The organism is Cytobacillus eiseniae (assembly GCF_017874625.1).
Lineage (GTDB): Bacteria > Bacillota > Bacilli > Bacillales > Cytobacillaceae > Cytobacillus > Cytobacillus eiseniae.
The window spans coordinates 1-12,047 of the sequence record NZ_JAGIKZ010000032.1 but is presented as its reverse complement, the minus strand read 5'-3'; the positions used below and the strand labels follow the sequence as shown (position 1 = coordinate 12,047).

Below are 12,047 nucleotides of genomic sequence, written 5' to 3'. Positions count from 1 at the left end.
ACAATTAACTGTTTCATTCTTCCATTGACACCCTCCTATCGATTCCATAGACTAGATGTTGAGAGTATTTGCTCTTTTTGACAGGACAAGTAATTATCGTTATAATATATAAGTTTGATTCATTTCATATATAGAAGATAAGGGGAGAGTTATATGCAACCACAGACGCATACAAGCCTTCAGCCCTCCAATTCGAGGAACTGGAGAGTTTGGTGGCAATTAACAAGACCTCATACGCTAACAGCCGCTTTTGTACCTGTTCTGCTAGGTACAGCATTAGCTATGCAAGTAACGACTGTTCACTTTGGATTATTTTTCGCAATGCTTATTGCCAGTCTGCTCATCCAAGCAGCAACGAATATGTTTAATGAATACTATGATTACAAAAGAGGACTAGATACAGAGGAATCAGTTGGAATCGGCGGGGCGATTGTTCGAGATGGGATTAAACCGAAGACGATTATGAATTTAGCCCTTTCACTTTATGGAATTTCCTTATTACTAGGTATTTACATTTGTATGAGCAGCAGCTGGTGGCTAGCACTTGTTGGGCTTTTCTGTATGTTAATCGGCTATTTATATACAGGTGGTCCTATGCCAATCGCTCATACACCTTTTGGAGAACTCGTATCAGGATTTTTCATGGGAATGATCATCATCTTGATTTCTTACTTTATTCAAACAGGAACGGTTTCTACGACTAGTATTCTCGTGTCCATTCCAAGTTTCATTCTAGTTGGTGCAATCATGCTTTCCAATAATATTCGTGATTTAGATGGGGATAAAGAATTTGGACGGAAAACATTGGCAATATTAATTGGGCGCCAAAGTGCCATCCGTTTACTTGCAAGCATGTTTATTGTTTCATATATCTGGGTCTTCATTCTAATATTTATGAACATTATTTCTCCATGGTTAGCCATCGTCGTACTAAGTGCACCAAAGGCAATTAAGGCAACAAAAGGATTTATTGGTAAGACAATTCCTATTACGATGATGCCTGCGATGAAAGCAACCGCTCAAACGAATACAATTTTTGGCTTTTTATTATCAATTGGCCTTTTTATTGGGTACTTTATGTAATTTCAAGAAAGTCTTTGCTCATTGCAAAGGCTTTTTTTCTTTGACATGATTTTACTAATAACGTTCATACTAAATTCATATCCCTATTTCAACATAGGAAGTTTCAGATGAATCTGATGAGGATGTGAGATTAGAATGTTAACGAAACAACAACTGAATCAATTAAGAGATCAGCTAATAGAGGAAAAAGAAACATTAGAAAACCTTCTCCATGATGAAAAAGAAGGAAGCTTAGAAAATGTCAATGCACGAGAAACAGTTGGTGAGCTTTCCTTATATGATAATCACCCTGCAGATATGGGCTCAGAGTTATATGAAAGAGAGAAGGATTTTGCTTTAGAGGAGCATCATGATTCTGAAGTAAATAAGATTAATGCAGCTTTACAGGCAATGGAAGACGGGACCTATGGAAAATGCAAAGTATGTGGGAATGAGATTATTTATGAACGGCTCGAAGTTCTCCCTCAAACTCTCTATTGCAAAGAGCACAGCCCTGAACAAAAGGTTCCTAGTGACCGTCCAGTAGAAGAGGATGTCCTTGAGCCCGCACATGGCAATACCTTTCAACATCGTCAATTTAGAGAGGTGATTGACAATGAGGATAGCTTTCAAGAAGTCGCGCGCTTTGGCACGTCTGAAACCCCTTCTGATTTACGAGGAGATTATGAGGATTACAACTCTCTTTATAATGAAGGTCATGATGATGAAGGCTTTACAGAGGATTATGAGACATTCATTGGCAATAACCTAGAAGGAACCGAAAGAACGATCTATCCATCGAAAAAGCATGAGGAATATGAAGCCATGCTTGATGAAGAGGGAATCGAAGCACCGTACGGGGATGTTCAATATCATCAATCAGATGGTTACGTAAATGAAGAAGAAGAGTAGACGATAATCATTTCATTAAGCTGCTCCGATCTGCTGCAAGAACGTAATCAATTTATTCAGGAGGATCATTTATGTCTTTACAGAGCATCGATATTTCTTGTTCTAATGAATACGCTCCCCTCCAAAAAGTAATCATGTGTGAGCCAAGGTATATAGCCATTAATGACCCGAACCATCAGGAATTTAAAAATGTGCCCGTTAATATAGACTTAGCATTGAAACAGCATCGTCATTTTGTTCGTGCACTTAAAAACCATGGTGTCGAAGTCATTCTGCTGCCTCCTGATAAAAAATATCCAGATCAAGTTTTTACAAGAGATATTGGATTTACGATAGGCACAACTATTTATGTTGCTGAAATGGAAACTTATCTTCGCCAAGGCGAAGATAAGTCGCTTATCCAATGGCTTAAACAGAACAAAATGCATTTCCATCATTTAGAAAACAGAAAAATGGAAGGTGGAGATATCCTTATTGATGGAAAAACAATCTATGCTGGGGTAAGCACTCGAACAACTATACAGGCAATCGAGCATTTGAAAACAATGCTTCCTCTATACGATGTCATACCTATTTCATTCAATGAAACATTTCTCCATCTTGATTGTGTTTTTAATATTGTCTCACCTGATGAGGTCATTATTTGCCCTGATGCAGTCAATGGTGTACATGTGAAAAGACTTGCATCACGCTATCATTTCATTGAAGTGACAAAGGATGAGCTCTTGACACATGCTCCAAATATCCTTTCTATCGGCAATAAAAAAATCATTAGTTTACCGATAAATGAAGGATTAAACAATAAATTGCGACAAAGAGGCTATGATGTCATTGAAATAGATATAACGGAAATCACCAAATCAGGTGGTGCATTCCGCTGCTGTACACTGCCTATTTTTAGAGGAGATTAATGGTATCTCCAATTATTTATTCAAATGCCATATCTCTTCTGCATATTGATTAATCGTCCGATCACTTGAGAAATAGCCAGATCCTGCAATATTCATTAAACACATTTTTCGCCATTTCTCCTGATTTTCATATATTTTCCCTGCTTGTTTTTGAATAGTCACGTAAGCATCAAAATCTCGAAGAACAAAATATTGATCATTTTCCATGAGCAGTGAGTCAACGATCGGTTCAAATTCATCATCCATATCAGGAAAGAAACCATTTGTTAACTGATTGACTACTTGGCGAATACGATTGTCATGATGATAATAGTCCATTGAATGATACCCGCCATTTTGATAATAATTTTGCACTTGATCAGCAGTAAGCCCGAAAATAAATAGATTTTCTGCCCCCGCCCGTTCTTTCATTTCTACATTTGCACCATCTAATGTTCCGACAGTGATCGCACCATTCATCATAAATTTCATATTCCCTGTTCCAGAAGCTTCCTTGCTTGCTGTTGAGATTTGTTCACTAATATCTGCGGCAGGGAAGACTTCCTCTGCTAGTGACACACGATAATTTTCGAGAAACACAATCTTTAGCCTGTCAGCTAAGAATGGGTCATGATTTACCTTTTCCGCCACTGTATGAATCAGTTTAATAATTTTCTTTGCGTAATAATAACCAGGTGAGGCTTTCGCTCCGAAAATAAAGGTACGTGGATGAATGTGAAAGCTAGAATCCTCTTTCAGCCGATTAGACAAATACATGACATGCAAAATATTTAATAGCTGTCTTTTATAGGCATGCAGACGTTTCACTTGAATATCAAAGATCGATGATGGATCAATGGCAATTCCAGTCTGCTCCTCCATCCTAGCCGCTAACCGCTCTTTATTCCGATGTTTTACGATTGATAGCTGCTGTAGAAAAGCTACGTCCTCTCTATATTTTACTAATTCACTCAAGCGTTCGGGTTCTCGGATCCAGTGATCGCCAATTCCATCTGAAATTAATTGGGCAAGCATTGGATTTGCCTTTAATAACCATCTTCTATGTGTAATTCCATTTGTTTTATTATTAAATTTCTCAGGATAAATTTGATAGAAGTCATTCATTTCCTGTTTCTTTAATATCTCTGTATGAAGGGATGCTACACCATTCACACTGAAACTTCCCACTAGGGCAAGATGAGCCATCTTCACTTCATCATGAGCAATAATCGCCATGCGCTCAATATGCTTCCAATCACCTGGGTATCGTTCCCAGAGTGAGCGGCAAAAACGTTCATTAATCTCTTCGACAATCATATAAATACGTGGCAATAACGGCTGAAAAATACGCACAGGCCATTTTTCAAGTGCCTCTGTTAAGGTTGTATGATTTGTGTAAGATACAGTTTGAACCGTGATCTTCCATGCCGCGTCCCATTGCATTCCTTCTTCATCAACCAAAATGCGCATTAACTCTGGAATCGCCAATACGGGATGTGTATCGTTAATATGAATGCCTACATGTTCAGGAAAGGAGTGGAGACTGCCGTATCGCTTTCGATGGGAGCGAATGATCGAACGAATACTAGCTGACACAAGAAAATACTGCTGCTTTAACCGCAGTATTTTACCTTCATCATGAGTATCATCTGGATACAGAAATTCAGAAACAGATTCTGTTTCCCGTTTATATTTTAAAATATCCTGATCAGCGGGAAATGGAGCAGGTTCAGCATTCCAAAGGCGAAGAGTATTTACTGTATCCGTCTTGTAGCCTACAATCGGCATATCATATGGAACAGCAGTAATTGTTTCCGCATTCACATGATGGAACAGCAATTTTCCATTTTCCTCTTTCGTTTTTACCTCTCCCCAAAATGGAACATCAATCGCCAATTCTGCTCGTCTTACTTCCCATACATGTCCATGACGCAGCCATTGCTCTGGCAGCTCGACCTGATATCCATCAACAATTTTCTGTTCAAATAAGCCATGCTTATAGCGAATGCCACATCCATGACCAGGTAAATCTAATGACGCAAGGGAATCCATAAAGCAAGCAGCCAATCTTCCTAGACCACCATTTCCAAGACCAGCATCAGACTCGGTTTCTTCTAGTTCATACAGATCGATCCCCAAATCCTCAAGCCCATCTCGAACGAGTTCCTCCATTTCTAAATTCATTAAATTATGTTGAAGCAACCGCCCAAGCAGGAACTCAATAGACAAATAATACACCTGCTTGCCCTTCCCCATACGATAACGTTCATTCGTATTGATCCAGCTTGTACTCACATATTCCCTCACCATTTGCCCAAGTGTAGAATAATGATCCCGCTTCGTGCTCTCACCAAAGCTTTTCCCACATGTCATCTCAAGCTTTTTCAGAAAGGCTTCTTTAAATCCTTCTTTGCTAGAAAACATGGCTTTCACTCCTTGAGACAAGATTCAAGTAAAGCTCTCGATATTGAGAAGCAGATTGTGTCCAGCTATAATCCCTAGCCATTGCATTTCCTACGATCGTTTGCCAACATTCTTTATCCTGATAGAAACTGAGTGCCCTTTTAATCGTAAATAACATGTCGTGCGCATTATAATGACTAAATGTAAAACCATTCCCTACACCTGTAAGTAGATTATAGGACTGTACCGTATCTGTAAGTCCTCCTGTTTCTCTTACGATCGGAACAGCTCCATATTTCATGGCAATTAATTGCCCGAGTCCGCATGGTTCAAATTTAGAGGGCATAAGAAATAGATCCGCCCCTGCATATACTTGATGAGCAAGACCCTCATCAAAACCGATATATGTCTTACATTTATGAGGATAGTACCCTTCCATCTCTCTGAAGAAATTTTCATATTCTTTCTCACCAGAGCCAAGAATAATCAATTGAATATCCTCTGCCATTAACTCTCGAAACACACGATGGACAAGATCAATTCCCTTTTGCTCTGTAAGTCTTGTGATCATAGCAATAAGTGGCGTCTCCTCTTTTTTGGGGAGTCCAAAATGCTCTTGTATATATAATTTATTTGCTCTTTTTCCCGATGGATTGCTATAGCATTTATATAAAAAAGGATCCTCCCCAGGATGATAGAATGCATCATCAATTCCATTGAGAATTCCTGCTAGATCAGTTGCCCGGCTTTTCAATAAATCATGGAGCCCTTCCCCATATGTATACGTTTGAATTTCCTGTTTGTAGGTCGGGCTAACGGTCGTCAAATGATCTGCAGCAACAATTCCCCCTTTCATTAAATTAACATCCCCATAATATTCCAACTGATCTACATGAAAATAGTGCTCACTTAATCCAAACAAATCGGATAATGTCTCCCTAGGCATAATTCCTTGAAACTGAAGATTATGGATCGTAAATACCGTTCGAATAGCCACGTAGTTTTTAGAAATGCTTAAAAGAAATGGAATCATTCCTGTATGCCAATCATGGCAATGGATGATCGCTGGTTGAAATGAAAGGTAGGAAAGAGCTTCAATCACTGCTAAATTAAAAAAAGCAAAACGTTCCCCGTCATCAAAATATCCATACAATTGTTCACGAGAAAAATAATATTCATTATCAATAAAATAATAAGTAATTCCTTGATGAACAAGTTCTTCAATTCCGCAATATTGCTTTCTCCATCCGACTTCTACAATAAAATCTGCCTTTTTCTTCATCTGTTTTTTGTACTCATCTGATATAGTACTGTATTTCGGCAGAATCACGCGAATATCGAGTCCTTGCTTTGCCAGTTCCTTTGGCAAAGAACCAGCAACATCTGCCAATCCTCCTGATTTTACAAATGGGACGCACTCTGAAACGACAAATAGAATGTTCACGAACTCATCAGCGCTCCTTGCCTTTTTCCCTTTTGAATCACGTAAGGGGATGAGCTAGAACCTGTAATGACCGTACCTGACTCAAGTCTTACATCTTTATCAATAATGACAGAATCTAGCAAGCAATTCTCCCCTATTTGCGTTTTCTGCATGATAATACAGTTCTTGACGATCGAGCCTCTTCCGATTGATACTGCTCTTGAAATGATGCTATTTTCAACTGTCCCCTCCATTTGACAGCCATTCGCAATCATGGAATGGCGGACAGATGATTCTTTTGAATATCGTGTAGGTGGTTCATCCTTCACCTTTGTATAAATGGGCGCTTCTTTTAAAAATAACTTCTTCCATATCTCTGGCTGAAGAAGTTCCATACTTGCTGCAAAATACGATTGAATCGAGTCAATCATCATTGAATATCCATTCCATTCATAGAAACATAGCCGATAAGGATGATCAATATCGGACACAACATCGCTCATACATGTATATCCTGTCTCCTCCCTCATATGAATCAATTCGATTAAAAGCGATATCTTTACTAAATACATTTGCATGGACTTTCCACCATGATAAATTTCTGTAATATCACAGCCTGATTGAATATGTTTTTCTAACACTGGCTTGAAATTCATTTGACACACGGTAAAGCAATTTGCTATTAGTGCATATTCCTGCTTACTCCGATAAAAGTAATCGATATTTGCAGCAAAATGGTTGAAGGAACCAATTCCTCTTCTAATCCCTTCTATAATTGAAGACGGGAAGAAGAAAAGACCATCTCTCTTCCTATTCAAATCCCAATCTTTTCCTGACCCTAAATGATCCATTAATGATCGATATTGAAATTTAGGGAAAATAGCGACACTCTCAATATTCGAATTCACCATATTCGAAAGGACAAAATCAATTAGGCGATACCTGCCTGCAAAAGGAATCGCTGCAAGTGATCGATAGGTCATTAAATCCTCTAATCCCTCATGATGGGTTGTTGCATCTATCACACCTAGTAAGCTTTTATTCAATCCTTTCCCCTCCCATATAATCCTCTCTTATAAAAATAGCCTTCTCTCATCCAATCATTTCTTCTAGCATTTCCTCAGATACGAGAATAATGTCTTCGCTTTCCTTCGAACCTTGAATCACTGTCCCATCCGGTATTCTCATATTCGGAGGGATAATCGCCTTTTCAATAAAGACATTTTGACCAATAACTGTATTAGGCATTACGACTGTTTCACGAATAAATGAACCACTGCCAACTGAAACACCTTGGAAAAGAACAGATCTTGTCACTTCCCCCTCAACCGTACAGCCTTCATTAATAAGTGAATCAATTACCTCTGCCCCAGGTGAAATATATTGTGGCGGCTGATTTGGATTTACTGAGTAAATGCGCCAGCTATAATCAAATAAATTCAATTCGCAGTTTTCATCTAATAAATCCATATTTGCTTCCCAGAGGCTTTTCACTGTTCCTACATCCTTCCAATAACCTTTAAATGGATATGCAAAGAGCCTTTTCTGTTCCCTAAGCAGCATAGGAATAATATCCTTCCCAAAATCATGATTGGAATTCGGATCCAGATTATCCTTCTTTAAATATTCTTTTAAGAGAGACCATGTAAAAATATAAATTCCCATAGAGGCGAGATTATTCTTTGGATCCTCTGGTTTCTCTTCAAACTCAACAATTTCCATATCCCTATTTGTATTCATAATCCCAAATCGGCTTGCTTCCTCCCATGGGACTTCTATTACTGAAATCGTTACATCTGCACCCTTCTCAATATGATAATCAAGCATTTGCTCGTAATTCATCTTATAAATATGATCTCCAGACAAAATCAGCACATATTCAGGTTCATATTGTGTTAAATAAGTAAGATTTTGATAAATAGCGCTTGCAGTTCCTGTATACCATTTCACCTCTGATGACTCACTATATGGCGGCAGAACGGTTACTCCTCCATTTCTGCGGTCCAAATCCCAAGCACTCCCAATTCCAATATACGAATTCAAGACAAGCGGCTGATATTGAGTAAGCACCCCTACCGTATCAATTCCTGAATTCGTACAATTACTTAATGTAAAATCAATGATTCGATATTTACCTCCAAAGGGAACGGCAGGTTTTGCCAAACTTTTTGTTAAGGAATTAAGTCTGCTTCCTTTCCCTCCAGCTAACAGCATGGCTACACATCTTTTCTTTCCCATTTCCCTTTCTCTCCTTCCGATGCTTAACAGGACGCATAATGGATAATCCAAATGGTGGAATCGTCATTCGAATCGAGCATGGCTTTCCATGAAATTCAACGTTCTCTGTTCTTACTACCTTTTTATTCACGCAATTGGAGCCTCCAAATTCCTCGCGATCACTATTGAAGATTTCGCGATAGGATCCTTCCTTTGGCACACCTAATCGATAATCAATATAGGTGCGCTCTGTAAAGTTACAGACAACAACAAGTTCCTCATCTACACCCCTACGAATAAATGAAAAGATGGACTGCTGATAATTATGGACATCAATCCATTCAAACCCCTCACTCATATGATCCATTTCGAAAAGTGGCTTAGAGCGACGGTACAATTTTAATAGCCTTTTTACATAGTGATTTAGTTTTCTATGCATTTCAAAATCGAGTAAGTTCCAATCAAGTGCTGATTTATCCTTCCATTCATCAAATTGTCCAATTTCAAATCCCATGAATAGCAATTTCTTCCCAGGATGAGCAATCATATAGCCTAGCAATAGGCGGAGCTGTGCAAATTTTTGCCAGTAATCACCAGGCATTTTATTCAATAAAGACTTTTTCCCATGAACGACCTCATCATGCGATAACGGGAGAATAAAGGTTTCCTTATAGGCATACATCAGCGGGAAAGTCATTTTCCCATGGACCTGCTTCCTTGATTCTGGTGCGGTCTCCATATACGTGAGAACATCATTCATCCAACCCATATTCCATTTATGGCTAAAGCCAAGGCCGCCATACTCGACTGGTGCAGTAACATGTGGCCATTTCGTTGAATCTTCAGCAATCATTAAAAACGTAGGATCATGCGCAATAACAGTCTGATTTAAACTTTGTAAAAACTCACGACCGAATGAATTTTCCTTCCCATATTGATTTGGCCAATAAAGAATATTAGCTACTGCATCAACCCTAAGCCCATCAATATGAAAATAATCCATCCAAAACAGGGCATTTGAAATGAGGAAGCTTCTAACTTCATTTTTTCCTAAATCAAAATTTGCTGTTCCCCAGACGATGTTTTCTCTGTCTTCATATGTTTCATATTCATATAAATACGACCCATCAAACTGATATAATCCATGTCCATCCTTACAAAAATGCCCTGGAGTCCAGTCTAAAATTACACCAAGCCCATTTTGATGACATTGATCAATAAAATGCATGAGGTCGAATGGGGAACCATACCTGCTTGTAACTGAATAATATCCAGTTGCCTGATACCCCCAAGACTCGTCGAGCGGATGCTCAATTAAGGGTAATAATTCAATATGTGTAAAGCCAAGCTCTTTCACATATGGGATTAATTCTGCTGCTGCCTCTTGGTAAGACAACGGAGTGCCATCTTCATGTCGTCTCCAAGACCCTAAATGAACCTCGTAAATGGCTATTGGCATGCGATCCATACGCTTCTCGCTCTTTCTTTGCAGCCATTGATGGTCCTTCCACTCATACCCATCTAACGAGTACACAATAGAGGCTGTTCCTGGCCTGAATTCTGAACAGAAACCATACGGGTCCATTTTCAATCGTTTGTTCCCATCTCGTGTAGTCATTTCATATTTATAGAGTGCACCATGTAAATTTCCCTTCACATGAATACACCATATTCCCTCTTGATTTACTCTATGTAACTGAAAGCGTTCTCCATTCCAATTGTTAAAATTTCCAACTAATCTGATATTTGTTGCACTCGGTGCCCAGACACAAAAACGTGTATATGTCTCATTGTTTTCCTTAATAATATGTGCACCAAAAAGCTTGTAGCTTTCAAAAAGTGTTCCTTCATGAAATAAATGCATGTCAAAATTAGTTACTGTATTCACTGCAACCCTTCTCCTCATTAAACTTTCTGCCCTATTGAATACTATTCGAGCGTCAATTGAAATAACCTTGTAATATTTTTCTGAATTTATTGACAGAATCATTGGAGATTTGCTATAAATCGTGGGATTTTAAATACTTTCAAGTGTTTTCGACATAATCCAGTGTATATAAAGACAAAATAAGACAAAGAAAGCAAACAACCCCATAAGTATTAGAATTTCATCATGACTGAATGCTTACTGATCAAACTTTCATTTATTGGAAGAGTAGGACTATTTTTTGATTAGAAAGGTGGAATTAGCATTGAGTAATAAAGAAGAGGAATACCTATTAAACGAAGCAAATAAAAATGAAGGAAAAACTCCTATATTCGGACCACCCGATGGAAAAATTCTTGCTACAGGGGATTTATTTAGAGGACCTTCAACAGGATTTACATCTGATTTTGATCCTAATAATTCTGGGAATAATATGAAGAAAAAGGATGAAAGGTTTGATTAAGCAGAGTTGAATTCAGCAATAAAAAAAGCACAAGAGAGTTGAACTCTCTTGTGCTTTTTTATTAACATCTTTTCATATATGACCCCTACGGGATTCGAACCCGTGTTACCGCCGTGAAAGGGCGGTGTCTTAACCGCTTGACCAAGGGGCCTTATTTATGGCGGAGAAGGAGGGATTTGAACCCTCGCGCCGGTTACCCGACCTACACCCTTAGCAGGGGCGCCTCTTCAGCCTCTTGAGTACTTCCCCATAAATAAAATGGCTCCGCAGGTAGGACTTGAACCTACGACCGATCGGTTAACAGCCGATAGCTCTACCACTGAGCTACTGCGGAATAAAAATTAAAATGGTGGGCCTAAATGGACTCGAACCATCGACCTCACGCTTATCAGGCGTGCGCTCTAACCAGCTGAGCTATAGGCCCATTTTATTAGTCTATTTGTAGCATTTAGATTTTCGCTGCTTCCTACAAATTTCATTTTGGAGCGGGTGAAGGGAATCGAACCCTCGACAACAGCTTGGAAGGCTGTGGTTTTACCACTAAACTACACCCGCAAATGGTGGCTCAGGACGGAATCGAACCGCCGACACAAGGATTTTCAGTCCTTTGCTCTACCGACTGAGCTACTGAGCCATATATAATATAATTCCTAATTAATGTTTGCAATAAAAACCTGTGCTCAAAAATTCTCACGAATTTCCTCGCAGATCGCCGCTGAAGCTTAGTCATAGATGTTAGCGATCCTCTAC

At 38.9% G+C, this 12,047-nt stretch carries 9 protein-coding genes and 6 tRNA genes; 4 read left to right on the top strand and 11 right to left on the bottom strand.

Annotated elements, in window-relative coordinates:
- The first annotated feature begins 153 nt into the window (after positions 1-153).
- From J2Z40_RS17640 to J2Z40_RS17630, 3 genes are all read left to right on the top strand, one after another.
- Complete coding sequence (locus J2Z40_RS17640; protein WP_066397062.1) at positions 154-1,083, top strand: 1,4-dihydroxy-2-naphthoate polyprenyltransferase; 930 nt, start codon at positions 154-156, stop codon at positions 1,081-1,083.
- Between the two features lie 135 nt (positions 1,084-1,218).
- Entirely contained in the window at positions 1,219-1,974 is a 756-nt protein-coding gene (locus J2Z40_RS17635) for a TraR/DksA C4-type zinc finger protein (protein WP_066397064.1), read from the top strand.
- Between the two features lie 71 nt (positions 1,975-2,045).
- Complete coding sequence (locus tag J2Z40_RS17630) at positions 2,046-2,885, top strand: dimethylarginine dimethylaminohydrolase family protein (RefSeq protein WP_066397067.1); 840 nt, start codon at positions 2,046-2,048, stop codon at positions 2,883-2,885.
- A 12-nt stretch (positions 2,886-2,897) separates the two neighbouring features.
- Here J2Z40_RS17630 and J2Z40_RS17625 read toward each other — a convergent pair whose 3' ends face one another.
- From J2Z40_RS17625 to glgB, 5 genes are read right to left on the bottom strand one after another with little or no spacing between them, the layout of a single operon-like run.
- Complete coding sequence (locus tag J2Z40_RS17625; RefSeq protein ID WP_066397069.1) at positions 2,898-5,288, bottom strand: glycogen/starch/alpha-glucan phosphorylase; 2,391 nt, start codon at positions 5,286-5,288, stop codon at positions 2,898-2,900.
- A complete protein-coding gene (gene glgA, locus J2Z40_RS17620) occupies positions 5,278-6,711 on the bottom strand; it encodes a glycogen synthase GlgA (protein ID WP_066397070.1) in 1,434 nt (477 codons plus the stop codon). Before glgA ends, J2Z40_RS17625 begins: the two co-directional genes overlap by 11 nt.
- A complete protein-coding gene (locus J2Z40_RS17615) occupies positions 6,708-7,736 on the bottom strand; it encodes a GlgC family sugar phosphate nucleotidyltransferase (protein ID WP_066397073.1) in 1,029 nt (342 codons plus the stop codon). Before J2Z40_RS17615 ends, glgA begins: the two co-directional genes overlap by 4 nt.
- Positions 7,737-7,782: 46 nt before the next feature.
- A complete protein-coding gene (locus J2Z40_RS17610) occupies positions 7,783-8,928 on the bottom strand; it encodes a glucose-1-phosphate adenylyltransferase (protein ID WP_066397075.1) in 1,146 nt (381 codons plus the stop codon).
- The gene (glgB, locus tag J2Z40_RS17605; protein WP_066397077.1) at positions 8,870-10,813 is read right to left on the bottom strand and encodes a 1,4-alpha-glucan branching protein GlgB; all 1,944 of its coding nucleotides are present in this window, start codon (positions 10,811-10,813) and stop codon (positions 8,870-8,872) included. Before glgB ends, J2Z40_RS17610 begins: the two co-directional genes overlap by 59 nt.
- Positions 10,814-11,099: 286 nt before the next feature.
- Between glgB and J2Z40_RS17600 the strand changes: the two genes are divergently transcribed.
- On the top strand, positions 11,100-11,297 hold the full coding sequence (locus tag J2Z40_RS17600; protein WP_066397079.1) for a hypothetical protein: 198 nt from the start codon (positions 11,100-11,102) through the stop codon (positions 11,295-11,297).
- Between the two features lie 79 nt (positions 11,298-11,376).
- Here the strand turns inward: J2Z40_RS17600 and J2Z40_RS17595 are convergent.
- The 6 genes from J2Z40_RS17595 to J2Z40_RS17570 form a co-directional block, all read right to left on the bottom strand.
- Positions 11,377-11,448 (bottom strand) — tRNA-Glu (locus J2Z40_RS17595).
- A gap of 7 nt (positions 11,449-11,455) precedes the next feature.
- Positions 11,456-11,546 (bottom strand) — tRNA-Ser (locus tag J2Z40_RS17590).
- A 10-nt stretch (positions 11,547-11,556) separates the two neighbouring features.
- A tRNA-Asn gene (locus J2Z40_RS17585) sits at positions 11,557-11,631 on the bottom strand.
- 13 nt (positions 11,632-11,644) lie between these two features.
- Positions 11,645-11,721 (bottom strand) — tRNA-Ile (locus J2Z40_RS17580).
- A gap of 57 nt (positions 11,722-11,778) precedes the next feature.
- Positions 11,779-11,852, bottom strand: a tRNA-Gly gene (locus J2Z40_RS17575).
- A gap of 3 nt (positions 11,853-11,855) precedes the next feature.
- Positions 11,856-11,931: transfer RNA gene (locus tag J2Z40_RS17570), tRNA-Phe, on the bottom strand.
- Positions 11,932-12,047: the final 116 nt, after the last annotated feature.

Excerpts from the sequence above, each read along its gene's own strand:
- J2Z40_RS17625 (WP_066397069.1), bottom strand. The coding sequence starts at position 5,288 with ATGTTTTCTAGCAAAGAAGGATTTAAAGAAGCCTTTCTGAAAAAGCTT.
- J2Z40_RS17635 (WP_066397064.1), top strand. The coding sequence starts at position 1,219 with ATGTTAACGAAACAACAACTGAATCAATTAAGAGATCAGCTAATAGAG.
- J2Z40_RS17640 (WP_066397062.1), top strand. The coding sequence starts at position 154 with ATGCAACCACAGACGCATACAAGCCTTCAGCCCTCCAATTCGAGGAAC.
- glgB (WP_066397077.1), bottom strand. The coding sequence starts at position 10,813 with ATGAGGAGAAGGGTTGCAGTGAATACAGTAACTAATTTTGACATGCAT.
- J2Z40_RS17630 (WP_066397067.1), top strand. The coding sequence starts at position 2,046 with ATGTCTTTACAGAGCATCGATATTTCTTGTTCTAATGAATACGCTCCC.
- J2Z40_RS17610 (WP_066397075.1), bottom strand. The coding sequence starts at position 8,928 with ATGGGAAAGAAAAGATGTGTAGCCATGCTGTTAGCTGGAGGGAAAGGA.